A 14,648-nucleotide genomic window follows, 5' to 3' on the forward strand; every position below is an offset into this window, starting at 1 on the left:
GATGCCACCTCCGCGCGGGAGTGCCGTCCATCTGGCATACCACGCCGGGCGAGCTTTTACTCCTGTCCGTTATGGCAGGACGAGCTTCAGGTGACGAAGAGCCGCCCGCACGCTGTCGAACTCGGGCAGGTCGGCGAGGAAGTCGCCCCACACCTTGCGGTCGTGCTGCCAGGCATCGAGGTACCGCACGCACAGCTCCGGCGTGATCTCGGCTCGGCTGTTCTGCGCCGCCCGCAGCGACTCGGTCATCCTCGCCCGCCGCTCGTCCTCGACCCCGAGGGAGGGCAGGCGCTGCATGACCGCGGCGATGAACGCCTCCCGCCGGCCGAGGTAGTCGCGCCAGAAGTCCAGGCCCGCGTCGGCGAGGTCGCGGCCGTCGTCGAGCAGCTCGAAGACCCCCTCGGCGAGGCAGTCGCCGAACTCCTGGCGGCGGGCGCGGGCCGGCTTGTCGAACGGGTCGTAGACCCGCTGCGCGGCCTCGCCGGTCAGGGCGACGCGCCGCTCGCGGATGTGCTCGAAGACAAAGAACCAGTCCTCGTTGTACACGTGCGGAAAGTGCGACCGGCCGCTCGCCGGCACCAGCAGCGCGCCGGCGCCGATGAACGTGTCCTGGAACTGCTGGCCGCTGACCTCCCGGTTGGCGTGGCAGACCACCGAGTTGTCGGGGAAGCCGGTGTTGGCCAGGCCCACCGCGTCGTAGTCGGCGAGCAGCCCGGCGGCGCCGCGCACGTCGTCGGCGGTGACCGTGATGTCGTCGTCGAGGAAGAGGATCGCCTGCCAGCCGTCCATCATGCGCGCGACGGCGAGCCCGATGTTGCGCTTCATGCTGGTGTCGCTGCGGCTGCGGAAGGGGGTTTCGAGCAGCACGTCGTCGGCGGTGGGCCGGGGCAGGCGGACCCGCGGCGGCACGTCGACGGCGATGGTCGGCACCTCGGCGCGCGCGGCCTCGCTGATCACCAGGCCGGCGTTGCTCCACGTGCTGCACAGCACCAGCAGCAGGCAGTCGAGCTCGCGGGCGAGGCGCATCGACTCGCGCAGATAGCTGATCGGCCGGTTGGTCGGCACGACGATCGCATCCAGGCGGCCCGGCGCGGCGGTGTCCGGCTTGAGCAGTTGCCTGTGCGAGAAGTGATGGTGCGGGTCCGCGGGCTCGGTCATAAAGCTGCCGACTCCACGCGACGCCTCCCGTACTTGCCAATCGTGTGACGAGTACTCTACGGGTCACGCGCGCGCATGTCACAGCTGCTCAGCCGGACTCCATCGGCCATTCGTGCAGACGCATGTTCGGATCGGTCCAGTCCGGGACCGTGAGGATCCCGGCGACGATGTGCACCCGCGACACGATGCTGAACTCGGTGCCGCCGCCGAAGCGCCGCTCGAGGTAGCGGAAGTTCCGCTCGCGCCGGTCGACGTCGGTCAGCGCCCGCACGATGCCATAGGTCCCGCGGCCGTACACGCCGTTGAAGATGGTCACCGTCGAGCCCTCGCCGCCGAACCGGTTCGCCGTGCGCCACAGGTGTGCGACGTCCTGGCGCAGCGTGAGCCGTCCGTTGTCCTCCTTGAGGTCGGGCACCAGCGTGCGCTTGGTGCCGTCGGGGTCGACGACCTCGAACGCGCCGGCCTCGATGCCTTCCCGGCCGACCTGCTTCACGGGCGGGTCGAGCATGTCGTACAGCTGCCGGGTGAGCGTGTTCCAGTCGACCCCGCCCAGCAGGAGCAGATGGGTGTCGAGGTCGGCCGGGTCGAGCCGGTGTACGAGCTTGTAGCGGATGCGGCTGGCGGGGTTGACCTGGCGCAGGTAGCTGTAGAGCTCGAACAACGCGTCGGGGTCGGCGTAGCTGTAGAGCTCGACGTGGTCGGGCGCCAGCGGGTCGGCATACTCCCGGGCCGCCTGCAGCTGCTCGGGCAGCTCGGCGCAGACGATGGTGAGGGGCTCGCCGGCGGGGTACCGCAACGGGTTCACCGGCTCGGAGTCCAGGCCCAGCGACTGCTTCAGCTCGTCGTACCGCACCCGCTCCTCGGGCGTCAGGTCGCTGAAGTCGAGCAGCTCGGGCCGCGCACCGGCAAACGAGCGGGGCGTGGCGAACAGGCGCGCGTACTTCTCCAGGTGTACCGGGTTGGGCCGGGCGGCGCCGCCGACCTTCTCCCACGAGGAGATGAGGGGCACGCTCACCTTCAACGCCTGCTTCAGGTCCCCTTGGCCCAAACGTTGCTGAAGCCGCAGTTCGCGCAGGCGCTGCGCGAGGTCGTCGGGTGGGTTCAATCGATGCCCCCTTCAGTCCGCTTCAGTCCACTTCAGCGGCCGAAGATCACCGCCGCCCCGGTCGTGACGCCGGTCGATCGTCGCCGCGATCTGGACATATACGAAAGTCGGCCCCAGACCTCCGGCGCTCATTGTTTCAGGTATTGCTGAACAATAAACTATTGAGCAGGAAGAAGTCGAGGACTTCAGGCATCACTGAAATTCAGTCGCGTTGACTGAAACGAGGGGGGTCGGAGTGATGTCCTACGGACCGGTCCATCGCACGAGAGCACCGCCCGCCGAAGACGCCGTGGCCTGACGCAAAAAGTGGGGCGTTCCCGGTTGCCCCCGGGACGCCCCAGATTGGCAGCTCCGCGCTTTACCCAGGCACCGGGTCCAGGCTAAGGAACGTACCGATGGCCATTCTATTCGTTTCGAGTACACCGGTAAATCACGAGTCGGGCGCGAACACGGGACTGTTGTTCATCGCGGTGGTGGGCATCGTCATCGCGGTCGTCATCAACCAGCTCGGCCGCTCGTTCAACAGTTACCGGCACCCGGAGACGGCTGCGATGAACAACCACCAGCGTCAGCTGCGGCGCGAGTCGCTGCAGAGCATGGTCCGGGGTTCGTTGTGGCTCGCGCTCCTGGTTCCCGTAATGTTCGTCATGCTGTACGCGGTGATCCACACGAGCTCCGGCTGACCCTTGCGGCCGGGTTTAACCCACATGAAACCGGGGACGGCACCGGGGGGCGCCGTCCCCGACCCACGTGCCCAAACCAACGCGTCTTCCCAGCGGGCCGAGAGGAAACTCGACTACGGTGCAACAGGTTCGCCCAGCGGTCAACGCTGACCTGCCGGCCCTGATCAAGGCCTTCGGAGAGCGGTACTACTTCGAGGATCGCCTTGCCCGCCCGCCACTTCACGGCGTCCTCTTCGTGCTCCCGGGCGACGACGCCGCCGCACTCGGCGCGGCCTTCGTGCGCATGGTGCCGGCCGAGGAGTGGGAGCTGCGCGAGCGCCTCCGCGGCGTGCCGATCCTCAGCCGTCTTCAGGTCCGCAAGGACGTACGCCGGCAGGGCGTCGCGTCCGCCATCATGAAGGCCGCCGAGGAGTACGTCCTGTCGAAGGGCCGCATGCGCATCGCGCTCGGCGTCACCTCGAACAACGCGGCGGCCCGGCGGCTCTACGCGGCCCGCGAGTACGTCGAATGGGACTTCGGCCAGGTCAACGCGATGGTCGTGGACTACCTCGACGACGGGCGCAAAGCATTCAGCACCGAGCGCTGCCACATCATGGTCAAGGCGCTCGGCGCCGCGGTCCCGGCGCGGGTCTGATCCGCTTGGCCAGGCGCCTCGCCAGGCGTGCCGACCAGCTGCTCTCCCACGCCGGTCTGCTGCAGGCCGCGGCCGCGCCGGCCCGCGAGGCACCCGGCCTCGACGCGATCGTCGTGCCCACCGCCCGGCGCATCCGCGGCGACGCCGAGCAGGCCGCGACGCTGCTCGGCACGGCCCGCCTGGCCGAGAGCCTCGGCACCCGGCTCATCGCCCTGGCCAGCCGCGACGCCGGCCGCGAGGACATATCCGAGCTGCTCGCCGCGCATGGCGTCGCCGTCGACCTCGTCGCGATCGACGCGCCGCGGGTGCCCGGCGGCGGGCACCCGTACCTCGAGACCACCGAGATGCTCACCGGCACCGACTTCGAGCGCGACGCCGACGTGAGCCAGAAGCGCAACCTCGCGCTGCTGCTGGCCCGCTCGGTCGGCTGGCGGCGCATCGCCTTCCTCGACGACGACATCACCGTCCCCGACCCCGCCGACCTGCGCCGCGCCGCCGGTGCACTGAACGGCCACGCCGTGGTCGGCCTGCGCGTCGGCGGCTTCGAGGACAACTCGGTCGTCTGCCACGCCCGCCGCGCCCTCGGCGACCCGCAGGACACGTTCGTGGGCGGCGGCGCGATGGTCGTCTCGCTGGCCCGCGCCGCCGAGGCGTTCTTCCCCGACGTGTACAACGAGGACTGGTTCTTCCTGCTCGGCGAGGCCCGCCTGCGCGGCGTCGCGCGCTTCGGCGCGGTGCGGCAGCGCCCGTTCGACCCGTTCGAGGACACCCGCCGCGCCTTGGACCAGGAGTTCGGCGACACCCTGGCCGAGGGCGTCTTCGCCGTGCTGAGCCGCGGCGGCACCATCCGCGACACCCTCAACGAGGGCTACTGGATGGGCTTCCTGGCCACCCGCCGCCGCCTCATCCAGCAACTGCTCGTCCGCGCCACGACGACCCGGCACGAGCCCGGCCGCGACCGCATGATCACCGCCCTGCAGGCCGCCCGCGCCCGCTCGTACCTCATCGAGCCCCGCGCCTGCCTGCGCTTCCTGCTCGCCTGGCGCCGCGACCGCCTGGAGTGGTCCGACGCTGTCGCCGCCCTGCCGACGACGCTGCGCCTGGAGGAGGCCCTGCACGAGTTCGGCCTCGCCCACGCCACCACCGTCCACCTGGGACGCCGCGCTCGCCGCCCGCTCTTCAGACGGTGAGGAGCCCGCGGACCGCTGGATCTTGCAGGTCGGCGCGGTCGCCGGAGCGGACGACCTCGCCGGCGTCGATGATGACGAAGCGGTCGGCCAGGCGCAGGGCCAGGTCGAGGTACTGCTCGACGAGCAGCACGGCCACGCCGGTTTCCTTGTGCAGGCGCTCGATCGCCTCCTCGATCTCGATGATCACCGAAGGCTGGATGCCCTCCGTCGGCTCGTCCAGCAGCAGCATCGACGGGCGGGTGACCAGGGTGCGGGCCATGGACAGCTGTTGCTGCCGGCCGCCCGAGAGAAAGCCGGCCTTGTTGCGCAGCAGAGGCTTGAGCGCGGGGAAGATGTCCAGAGCCTCGTCGAGCGACGACGGGGTGGCCTTCGGGCTGGCCTCGAGTACCACCTGGAGGTTTTCCCAGACCGTCAGCTGCGGGAACGTCTCGTGGCCCTGCGGCGCGTAGCCGAGGCCCAGGCGGACGCGGTCGTAGGTCTTGAGGCGGGTGATGTCGCGGCCGTCGAAGGTGATGCGGCCGGCGCGGACCGGCAGCACGCCCATGACGGCCTTGAGCAGGGTGGTCTTGCCGACGCCGTTGCGGCCCATCACGCAGGTCAGCGAGCCGGGCGCGACGGTCAGGGACAGGCCGAAGAGGACCTGGGCCCGGCCGTAGGACACGTCGATCGCCTCAACCGTCAACATCGACTGCCTCCCGCTGCTCGGATCGGGCGCGGCCGAGGTAGACCTCCTGCACGCGCGGGTCGGCCTGCACCTCGGCGACGCTGCCCTCGCACAGCAGGCGGCCCTCGTGCAGGACCGTCACGACCGTGGCGAAGCGGCGCAGGAACTCCATGTCGTGCTCGATGACCACGACCGTGTGCGTGCGGGCCACCTCGACGAGCAGCTCGCCGGTGCGCTCCCGCTCCGACTTGCTCACGCCGGCCACCGGCTCGTCCAGCAGCAGCAGGCGCGGCTGCTGGACCATGAGCATGCCGATCTCCAGCCACTGGCGCTGGCCGTGTGACAGCACGCCGGCCTTGCGGTCGACGAGGTCGCTCAGGCCGGTGGTCTCCAGCACCTGCACCACGTCGTCGGGGTAGGCGCGGCGGCGGCGCAGCAGCGAGACCAGCGGGCGGCGGAACGACGCGGCGAGATCGAGGTTCTCGCCGACGGTGAGCTCCTCGAAGACGACCGAGGTCTGGAAGGTGCGGCCGATGCCCATCCGGACGATCCGGTGCTCCCGGCGGCCGAGGATCTCCTGGCCGTCGAACGTGATGCGGCCCGACGCCGGCTTCGTGCGCCCGGTGATGCAGTCGACGAGCGTGGTCTTGCCGGCGCCGTTGGGGCCGATGACGAAGCGCAGCTCGCCCGCGGCGACGGAGAAGTCGAGGTCGGTCACCGCCCGGAAGCCGTCGAAGACGACGTTGAGGCCGCGGACCTCCAGCAGCGGGCTCATGCCGACCTTCTCAAACGAACCGAAGAACGAACCGAAGCCAGCAGGCCGGCGAGGCCGCGCGGTGCCCACACCATGACCGCGATGAACAGGGCGCCGACGAGGTACTTCCAGCCCGACGGCCACGCCTCCGACAGCGACGTCTCGGCGTAGTTGTAGAGCAGCGCGCCGGCGACGGCGCCGACGAGGGAGTAGCGGCCGCCGATCGCGACGCCGATGAGCATGGCGAGCGAGGGCACGATGCCCAGCTCCGCCGGCGAGATGATCCCGACGACCGGCACGAAGAGCGCGCCGCCGATGCCGGCCAGGGCGGCCGAGAACGCGTAGGCGACGGTCTTGACCACGGCCGGGTCGTAGCCGAGGTAGCGCACCCGGTCCTCGCCGTCGCGGATCGCCACCAGCAGCCGGCCGAGGCGGCTCTCCTTGAGCTGCCAGGCCAGCAGGAACGACACGGCCAGCGCGCCGACCGCGATGAGGTAGACGATGCGCTGGTCGGCCTCGTCGTACAGGTCCAGGCCGAAGAAGAACTGGATGTTCGTGAGGCCGTTGGTACCCCCGGTGAGCCCCTGCTGCCCGACGAGCAGGATGACGAACGCGGCAGCGAGCGCCTGGGACAGCACCGCGAAGTACGCGCCGCGCACCCGCTGCCGGAACACCAGCAGGCCCAGGAGCACGGCGACGGCGGCGGGCAGCAGCACCACCATCGCCAGCGCGAAGAGCGTCAGCGCCACGCCCGCGAGCCCGGCGAAGCCGGAGCCGATGAAGAACGTGAGCTGGTCGACCCGGTCGGTCGCCACGCCGCTGACCGCCGCGAGCTGCCGGTTCTGCATCACCGCGCGCATCCGGCGCCCGGCGGCCAGGCGGGTGAGGTACAGCCAGATGCCGACGACCCCGGCCGCGGCCAGCGCCATGATGAACAGCCGGTTGTACGAGATGCTGACGTCCGCGACCTGGAACCCGCCGCGCAGCCAATGCGGCGCGCTGACCTGCACGTTCGGCGCGCCGAAGAGGTCGATGGCCAGCTGCTGCAGGATGAGGCTCACGCCCCAGGTCAGCAGCAGCGTGTCCAGCGGACGGCCGTAGAAGCGCCGGATGAGCAGGCGCTCCAGGACCAGGCCCATCGCGCCGGCGACCAGGAACGCGATCGGCAGCGCCACCGCCACGGCCTGTGTGCCGGCGAACGACTGCACGAGATAGGTGGTGTACGCGCCGGCCATGATGAACTCGCCGGCGTTGTAGCCGGCCTCCATCGGGACGGAGGTCACCTGATTGCCAGGCGATTACCTCCCGTTCACAATCGATTGTCGACAGATGTGTTACCCGAGGACCGGTCCCGACTGGTCCGTTAGGACAGAAGTTCCCGAATCGCTTGCTATTGGGCCATACAGTCCGGGCAGACTAGCCCGGTGTCTCACCGCTTGCCCCGCCAAGCGCCGGGCGCCCAGTCTGGCCCGACGCGCTATCGCAGGGTCGGCCCAGACCAGGCGGTGCTCCCCATCGTCATTGCCATCGTGCTGATCCTCGTCGGCGGCGTGAGCGTCGCCCGGATGGTGTGGTCGGACGCGATGTCCGCCTCGGCCGGCGGGCCGGACATCGATCGGTTCGGCAACGGCGAGCGGGCCAACCGGGCCGCCGACGCGCGCAACGACCCGCAGTCCGCCCGCTGCGGCGGCGCGCCGCTGAGCGCGCCCCGGGAGCTGCGCGGGATCTGGATCACCACGGTCGAGAACATCGACTGGCCCAGCCGGCCCGGGCTGCCCGCCGACCAGATCAAGTCGGAGTACATCGGCTGGCTCGACCTCGCCGTGCAGCGCAACCTCAACGCGGTCTTCGTCCACGTGCGGCCCAGCGGCGACGCGCTGTGGCCGTCGCGCTACGCGCCCTGGTCGGAGTGGATCACCGGGGTCCGCGGCCAGGGGCCGGGCTTCGACCTGATGCAGTGGATGATCGACGAGACGCACCGGCGCAACCTCGAGTTCCACGCCTGGTTCAACCCGTACCGCGGCAGCCAGCCCGCCCCGTCCGGCGCCGGGCCCGACATCAACGCGCTCGCGCCCGACCACCCGCTGCGCCAGCACCCGGACTGGGCGGTCGTCTACCCCTCGGTGGGGACCACCGGCAGCCGCCTGCACTTCAACCCGGGCATCCCGGAGGCGCGCAAGTTCGTCGAGGACTCGATGCTCGAGGCGGTCGAGAAGTACGACGTCGACGGCGTGCACTTCGACGACTTCTTCTATCAGTACCCGGTCGGCAAGCAGGACTACCCGGACGAGGACGCCTACCGCAAGTACGGCGGCGGCCTGAGCAAGGCCGACTGGCGCCGCGACAACGTCAACAAGCTCGTCCAGGAGATGAGCCAGCGCATCAAGCAGCTCAAGCCGTGGGTGAAGTTCGGGATCAGCCCGTTCGGCATCTGGCGCAACGACGGCACCGACCCGTCCGGTTCGCCCACCCGCGGGCTGCAGAGCTACGACGACATCTACGCCGACACCCGTCTCTGGGTGCGCCAGCAGTGGCTCGACTACATCGTGCCGCAGCTGTACTGGAACATCGGCTTCGACATCGCGGACTACGCCAAGCTCGTGCCCTGGTGGTCGGCGGTCGTCAAGGACACCAGGGTGCAGCTGTACATCGGTCAGGCCGACTATCGCGTCGGGCAGTCCGGCCCGTGGTCCGACCCGGCGGAGCTCGACCGCCAGCTGGCCCTCAACCGCAAGTATCCGCAGGTCACCGGCAGCATCCACTTCAGCGCCAAGAGCGTGCGGGCCGACGCGCTGGGCTCGGTGTCGAAGTACGCCGCGGACTTCTACTCCACCCCGGCGCTGCCCCCGGTGATGAAGTGGCTGCCCAACCGCGCGCCGGTCGCGCCCGCGCTGCGCAGCCGCGCCGACGGGGACAAGACGGTCCTCAATTGGACCGGCAAGGGGGTGTCGGCGGCGGTGTACCGGGTGGAGGGCGACAAGGCGAAGCTGGTGGCCACCCGCCGGGGCGGCGACGGCGAGTTCACCGGCCCCAAGGGCACCTACTGCGTCACCGAGCTCGACCGGTCCTGGAACGAAAGCCCACCGTCCGGGTGATCACGGCTCATCCGGTCATTGCCGAAGCTTCGGGCCATGACCACGAGCTTCATCTCGGATCAGGACTTCACCACGCCCGCACACATCCGGGCCGCGCCGCCGGAGGAGCGCGGGCCCGCGAGCGAAGCGAAGAGCGCCTCCCGGGTGCTGCTCACCGTCACATTCCTGGCCGCGGTGTGGCTCGTGGTCTCGGCGGTCCCGTTCGGGTACATCGGGGCGGGCCGCTACGACGTGTTCTGGAGCGATGCGGTCACCGGCATCACCATCGCGATCGTGACGACGATCCGGCTGCTGCACCCGCGCGCGGTGGCGTTCGGCTGGGTCACCGGCGGCCTGTCGGGCTGGCTGCTCGTGGCGCCGCTGGTGCTGCAGTTCGGCTGGTCGACCTCGACCGCCAACGACATCATCGTCGGACTGATCATCCTGGTCTGCGCCGCACTCGCCCCCTCTGACGAGCGGGAGTAGCCACAGAAGGGCGGGCCGCCCCCGGCAGGGAGCGGCCCGATCCGTCGCGTGGTGATCAGCGGTCGAACGCTTCGCGCACGTTGCGCCCGGCGTCCTTCACGTGGTCGCCGGCCTGCTTGGCCTTTGCGGCGGCCCGCTCGGCTGCGCCCTCGGCCTCGATGCGCTCGTTGTCCGTGGCGTCGCCGTACTTCTCCTTGGCGGCGCCCTTGAGCTCTTCGGCCTTGTGCTCGACCTTGTCCGTGAAGCCCATTGCACTTCCCTTCCACGTTTCCGGTCTTCGCCTTGCTACAGAATTGGGTTCCCGGCCCGGCGCATGCGCAAACGCAGGCGCTGTGCCAGGGTCGTCACACCCGTCACCATGAGTGAGAGCGCGATCCCGAGACCGGCGGCGGCCAGTGGGTTGCCGCTGAAGACGTTGCCGCCGAGGTAGCCCAGGCCGACCACGTAGAGGCTCCACAGCACGGCGCCCACGGCGATCGCGGGCAGGAAGCGGCGGCGGGGGAACTCGGCGTAGCCGCTGACGAGCGCGACCGTCGTGCGCCCGAGCGGCACGAAGCGCCCGGCCGCGACGATCGCGCCGCCGCGCCGCTCGAGCAGGCGCGCGACCCGGGCGACCGCCCGGCCGTAGCGCTCGCCGCGCAGGAACCGCTCGACCAGCCGCCGCCCGCCGCGCCGCGCCGCCTCGTGCATGAGCAGGTCTCCCACGACGACGGCGCTCGCCGAGGCCAGCAGCACGACCGCCACGTGCAGGTGCCCGTTCGCGGCGAGGGCGCCGCCGGCGATCACGCTCGTCTCCGCCGGTACCGCCGGAATGAGGCAATCCAGCACCAGCAACACGAAGATCAGCAGGTACGCCCACCCGGCCATCGACTCCATGCCTGCAACGTTGCCGTCCGGCGGCCCCGAAATCAGCGGGGCCACCCTGCCGATCGACGGTGGGGGTTTCCCTACCCCTAGGGGCTCTTGCGAAGAAAGTCCGCGAGCAGGCGCGGGTCGTGGAACGCGGTCATCTCGCGGATCAGGCCGGCCTCGATGCGCAGGACGGACAGCGCGAAGGGGCGCTCGGTCCGCTCCCCCGGCGGGATGCGGTGCACGACGATCGCCGGGGTCCGGTTGGCCCGGGTCGGCACCGCGCGGACGCGCCCGACGTCGTAGGGGCTGCCGGGCGGGACGCTCAGCGCGAGCGCGCCGACGATGGCGGGCTTCCGGAGGTACCACACCTGGATCGGCGGCATCGTGGCGCGCGCCTCGTCGGCGATCAGCCGCGCCATCCCGGCCACATCGGCGCGCTCGAAGGCCTCGACGTAGCGGCGCAGCACCTCCGCCTCCTCCGGCACCGGCGCCCGCGCGGGCGTCCAGTCCGCGCCGCGCTCGGGCAGCCGCTCCCGCAGCGTCGCCCGCGCCCGCTGCAGCGCGCTGTTGACCGCCGGCGCCGTCAGGCCGAGCAGCGCCGCGGCCTCGCCGGCCGGCCAGCCGAGGACGTCGCGCGCGATGAGCACGGCCCGCTGCCGCGGCGGCAGGTGCTGCAGCGCGGCGAGGAAGGCGAGCTCGACGGTCTCGCGGGCGACCAGGCGGGTCTCGGGGTCCTCGTCGAGCACGCGGTCCGGGATGGGCTCCAGCCAGGGCACGTCGGCGCGCGGCGGAAGGCTCGTGCCGGGCGCGGACGGCGGGCCGAGGTCCATCGGCAGGACCCGGCGCTGCGCGCTCTTGAGGACGTCGAGGCAGGCGTTGGTGGCGATGCGGTAGAGCCAGGCCCGCACCGACGAGCGGCCCTGGAACGCGTCCCAGCCGCGCCAGGCCCGCAGGAACGTCTCCTGCACCACGTCCTCGGCCTCGTGGTACGACCCGGGCATCCGGTAGCAGTGCACCTCCAGCTCGCGTCGGTGCTTGCGCAGAAGTTCGGTCAGGTCCATGCGTGCCCCCTCGTCGCGGCGTGCGATGTTAGGACGATGTGGGCGGAGTTTCGTGAGCGCGTGATCCTGGAGGACGACGCGATCCTGGTGCTGGACAAGCCGGTCGGCGTCTCCGTGATGGGCGAGCGGCACGAGACCGACCTGGTCCGCATGGCCGCCGACGCCGGCGAGCGGCTCTTCCCGGTGCACCGCATCGACAAGGTGACCTCGGGCGTGATCCTCTTCGCCAAGGACCTGGCCGTGCACGGCGGGCTGACCCGGCAGTTCAACAAGCGGACCGTGCACAAGGCATACCTGGCGGTGACCGCGCCGGGCGGCCTGCCGCCGACGGGCCGCATCGACCTGCCGCTGAGCGTCGGGCGCAAGAACCGGGTGCGGATCGCGGCGCCTCGGGAGAGCATCGAGGTCAAGGATGACACCTGGACGGTGCCGGAGGCGGCGGTGTTCGACTCCGTGCCGACGTACGCGTCGGTGACGACGTTCGCGGTGCGCGCCCAGACGCCGGAGCGGGCCCTGCTGGAGGCGGTGCCGGAGACCGGGCGGCGCCATCAGATCCGGGTGCACCTGGCCTGGATCGGCCACCCGATCGTGGGCGACCCGCTGTTCGAGAAGGCGCCGGCCGGGCGGACGTACCTGCACTCGTGGCGGCTGTCCTTCGACCATCGCGGCGAGCGCGTCACGGTGGAGGCGCCACAACCCGCCGAGTTCAGCTGAGTAATCGGCGCGCTTCGGCGGCCACCTGGGGATAGTCGATGGCGACCGCGGTCTCCAGGGCCCGGCGGGCGTGCGGGATCCACGGCTCGGACGGGTCGAGGGCGCGCAGGGCGCGGGCCAGGCCGAGGCGGGCCCGGGCCTCCTGCCGGGACTGGCCGAGCGCCTCCAGCAGCGGCACGGCCGCCGTCAGCGACTCCGCGGCGGCCGGCCAGTCGCCGAGGCGGACCTCGAGTTCGCCGATCCACAGGGTGCTGTGCGCGATCGAGATGTCGGCGATGACCGGTGACACGCCGCGCACCGGGTCGGTGAGCGCCGCCCGGCGCGTCCGGTGCTGGGCCAGGGCCTCCTCGAGCCGGCCCGTGGACTCCAGGCCGAACGCGGTCACGGCCAGGGCCTGCGCGTAGCCGTCCCAGTCGCCGACGGCCTCGAAGCGGGCGGTCGCCTCTCCGCCGGCGCCGAGCATGAGGTCGGGGTCGGGCACGTCGATGGCGGCGCCGCCGATGTACGTCCACGCCCACGCCTGCTGCCGCACGTCGCCGATCGCCTCGGCCAGGGCCAGCGCGCGGCGGCCCTCGGCGATGGCGTCCGCCGGCCGCTTGCCGATCTTGTTGAGCGCCCACGCGTGGTAGTTGCGGTGGGTGACCTCGAGCCCGCCGTCGCCGAGGGCGTGCGCGGACGCGGCGGAGCGCTCGTAGACCTCCAGCCAGCGCGGCCACCACATGAGGCGGTCGGAGTACCAGTGCATGGACTCGGCCAGGTCGACGACCCGCCGGTGCTCGCCGGCCTCCGCGGCGAGCCGGAACGCGCCGAACCAGTTCGCCAGCTCCGCCTCGATCCAGGCGCGGGCCTGCTCGCGGGTGCCGAGCTCCACATGGCGGACCGGTTCGGCCGGTGCCCGGCCCCAGTCCGGCTCGAACCACCGCCCGGCCGCGGTCGCGGCGTCGAGCAGCCAGCCGACCATGCGCTCCCGCGCGGCCCTGCGCTGCGCCTCCGGCTCGGCCTCCTGCAGCCGGGCGCGGGCGAAGAGGCGGATCAGGTCATGGAAGCGGTACCGCCCGTCGCTCGCCGACTGCAGCAGCCCGAGCTCGACGAGTTCCTCGAGGGAGTCCTCGGCGTCGTCGAGCCCGGTCTGCCCGAGCACGGCGGCGAGCTCGGGCCCGGCGTCCGGCCCCGGCACCAGCGAGAGGCGGCGGAAGGTGCGCTGTGCGAGCGGGGACAGCTGCTGGTACGACAGCAGGAACGGCCCCTCGACCTGCAGGTCCCCGGCGGTCAGCGCGGCGAGCCGGCGCTCGGTGTCGGCGAGGCGCCCCACCAGGTGCGCGACCGTCCACCCCGGCCGGCTGGCGAGGCGATTGCCGGCGATGCGCAGCGCCAGCGGGAGGCCGCCGCACAGCGCGACGAGCTCCTCGACGGCCTTGGCCTCGGCCTCCGCGCGGGCGCCGCCGAGCAGCCGCACCAGGAACTCACCCGCCTCGCGGGCCGGCAGCGGAGCCAGGGCCAGGCGGTGCACCCCCTCGAGCCCGCTGAGCGAGCGGCGGCTCGTCACCAGCGCCATGCCCGCCCCCGCGCCCGGCAGCAGCGGCCGGACCTGCGCCTCGTCGGCGGCGTTGTCGAGGATGAGCAGGCAGCGCCGCTCGGCCAGCAGCGCGCGGTAGCGCCCGGCCGCCTCCTCCTCGCCCGCCGGCACATCCCGCTCGGGCACCCCGAGGGCGCGTAGCAGGATGGCGAGGGCCTCGGCGGGGCGCAACGGGGCGCCGTCGGTGCCGCGCAGGTCGAGGAAGAACCGGCCGTCGGGGAACAGGCCGCGTTCGGCGAGCACGCCGGCCGCGTGCACGGCGAGGGCCGTCTTGCCCGCGCCGGGCGGACCGGAGACGACCCCGATCGTCGCGCCGCCCTGGGCGGTGAGCTGGGCGATCCACGTCAGCTCCGCCGGACGGCCGGTGAAGTCCCAGACGGTGCGCGGCGGCTCCAGCAGGCCGATGTGGTCGCGGGCGCCGGGCGCCGCCGCCGGGCTGCCGCCGCGCGCGGCCGCGATCAGGGCCGCATGGTCGTCCGGGGCCAGGCGCAGCGCGTCGGCGATCGAGGCCACCGTGCGCCGCTGCGGGCGACGGCTGTGACCGAGCTCCATGTCGCTGATCGCGCGGACGCTGACCCCGGAGGCCTCGGAGAGCTCCTCGAGCGTCATCCCCGCGTTGTGCCGGTGCCCACGCAGCAGCGCGCCGAAGCTGGTGGGTCCGGTCATGTGCGGGAGTCTAGTGATGCGGACCCGTGCG

15 protein-coding genes are annotated in these 14,648 nt (G+C 71.8%); 6 read left to right on the forward strand and 9 right to left on the reverse strand.

Translation table 11 applies throughout. The features are described 5' to 3' along the window. Positions 1-69 precede the first annotated feature (69 nt). Both ABD901_RS15290 and ABD901_RS15295 read right to left on the reverse strand, forming a co-directional pair. Positions 70-1,158: a hypothetical protein gene (locus ABD901_RS15290; protein ID WP_345126621.1), complete on the reverse strand. Its 1,089-nt coding sequence runs from the start codon at positions 1,156-1,158 to the stop codon at positions 70-72. 88 nt (positions 1,159-1,246) lie between these two features. Then, positions 1,247-2,263 carry a helix-turn-helix domain-containing protein gene (locus ABD901_RS15295; RefSeq protein ID WP_345126625.1) on the reverse strand — a complete coding sequence of 339 codons (1,017 nt, stop codon included), beginning with the start codon at positions 2,261-2,263 and terminating at the stop codon, positions 1,247-1,249. A gap of 395 nt (positions 2,264-2,658) precedes the next feature. Here ABD901_RS15295 and ABD901_RS15300 point away from each other — a divergent pair, with 395 nt between their 5' ends. The 3 genes from ABD901_RS15300 to ABD901_RS15310 all read left to right on the forward strand — a co-directional run bounded on the left by ABD901_RS15300 (position 2,659) and on the right by ABD901_RS15310 (position 4,770). Next, entirely contained in the window at positions 2,659-2,946 is a 288-nt protein-coding gene (locus tag ABD901_RS15300) for a hypothetical protein (protein ID WP_345126627.1), read from the forward strand. Between the two features lie 118 nt (positions 2,947-3,064). Next, complete coding sequence (locus ABD901_RS15305; RefSeq protein WP_345126630.1) at positions 3,065-3,580, forward strand: GNAT family N-acetyltransferase; 516 nt, start codon at positions 3,065-3,067, stop codon at positions 3,578-3,580. A 5-nt stretch (positions 3,581-3,585) separates the two neighbouring features. Beyond that, entirely contained in the window at positions 3,586-4,770 is a 1,185-nt protein-coding gene (locus ABD901_RS15310; RefSeq protein ID WP_345126633.1) for a hypothetical protein, read from the forward strand. Here the strand turns inward: ABD901_RS15310 and urtE are convergent. Genes urtE through ABD901_RS15325 form a run of 3 tightly spaced genes read right to left on the reverse strand, consistent with a single transcriptional unit; the run spans position 4,760 to position 7,471 of the window. Beyond that, positions 4,760-5,455 (reverse strand): urea ABC transporter ATP-binding subunit UrtE, encoded by a 696-nt coding sequence (urtE, locus tag ABD901_RS15315; protein ID WP_345126639.1) that lies wholly within the window; start codon positions 5,453-5,455, stop codon positions 4,760-4,762. The genes ABD901_RS15310 and urtE overlap by 11 nt on opposite strands. Next, positions 5,442-6,209, reverse strand: coding sequence for an urea ABC transporter ATP-binding protein UrtD (gene urtD, locus ABD901_RS15320; protein ID WP_345126641.1), 768 nt, complete (start codon positions 6,207-6,209; stop codon positions 5,442-5,444). The genes urtE and urtD overlap by 14 nt, the downstream gene beginning before the upstream one ends. Next, positions 6,206-7,471, reverse strand: a complete 1,266-nt coding sequence (locus ABD901_RS15325; protein WP_345126645.1) for an ABC transporter permease subunit — start codon at positions 7,469-7,471, stop codon at positions 6,206-6,208. Before ABD901_RS15325 ends, urtD begins: the two co-directional genes overlap by 4 nt. A 222-nt stretch (positions 7,472-7,693) precedes the next feature. Here ABD901_RS15325 and ABD901_RS15330 point away from each other — a divergent pair, with 222 nt between their 5' ends. Both ABD901_RS15330 and ABD901_RS15335 read left to right on the forward strand, forming a co-directional pair. Next, the gene (locus ABD901_RS15330; protein ID WP_345126648.1) at positions 7,694-9,283 is read left to right on the forward strand and encodes a glycoside hydrolase family 10-like protein; all 1,590 of its coding nucleotides are present in this window, start codon (positions 7,694-7,696) and stop codon (positions 9,281-9,283) included. A gap of 36 nt (positions 9,284-9,319) precedes the next feature. Further along, positions 9,320-9,748 (forward strand): SPW repeat domain-containing protein, encoded by a 429-nt coding sequence (locus ABD901_RS15335; RefSeq protein ID WP_345126651.1) that lies wholly within the window; start codon positions 9,320-9,322, stop codon positions 9,746-9,748. 55 nt (positions 9,749-9,803) lie between these two features. Here ABD901_RS15335 and ABD901_RS15340 read toward each other — a convergent pair whose 3' ends face one another. The 3 genes from ABD901_RS15340 to ABD901_RS15350 all read right to left on the reverse strand — a co-directional run bounded on the left by ABD901_RS15340 (position 9,804) and on the right by ABD901_RS15350 (position 11,793). Continuing rightward, complete coding sequence (locus ABD901_RS15340) at positions 9,804-9,998, reverse strand: CsbD family protein (protein WP_345126654.1); 195 nt, start codon at positions 9,996-9,998, stop codon at positions 9,804-9,806. A 35-nt stretch (positions 9,999-10,033) separates the two neighbouring features. Then, positions 10,034-10,624 (reverse strand): DedA family protein, encoded by a 591-nt coding sequence (locus ABD901_RS15345; RefSeq protein ID WP_345126656.1) that lies wholly within the window; start codon positions 10,622-10,624, stop codon positions 10,034-10,036. A gap of 77 nt (positions 10,625-10,701) precedes the next feature. Next, positions 10,702-11,793, reverse strand: a complete 1,092-nt coding sequence (locus ABD901_RS15350) for an RNA polymerase subunit sigma-70 (protein ID WP_345126664.1) — start codon at positions 11,791-11,793, stop codon at positions 10,702-10,704. On the opposite strand from ABD901_RS15350, the gene ABD901_RS15355 reads away from it, so the two are divergent. Further along, positions 11,722-12,375 carry an RluA family pseudouridine synthase gene (locus ABD901_RS15355; RefSeq protein WP_345126667.1) on the forward strand — a complete coding sequence of 218 codons (654 nt, stop codon included), beginning with the start codon at positions 11,722-11,724 and terminating at the stop codon, positions 12,373-12,375. The genes ABD901_RS15350 and ABD901_RS15355 overlap by 72 nt on opposite strands. Here the strand turns inward: ABD901_RS15355 and ABD901_RS15360 are convergent. Next, positions 12,368-14,617 (reverse strand): ATP-binding protein, encoded by a 2,250-nt coding sequence (locus tag ABD901_RS15360; RefSeq protein WP_345126671.1) that lies wholly within the window; start codon positions 14,615-14,617, stop codon positions 12,368-12,370. The two genes, ABD901_RS15355 and ABD901_RS15360, sit on opposite strands and share 8 nt — an antisense overlap. Positions 14,618-14,648 lie beyond the last annotated feature (31 nt).

The sequence above is a fragment of the Dactylosporangium darangshiense genome (genome assembly GCF_039537565.1).
In the GTDB taxonomy this organism is placed as follows: domain Bacteria; phylum Actinomycetota; class Actinomycetes; order Mycobacteriales; family Micromonosporaceae; genus Dactylosporangium; species Dactylosporangium darangshiense.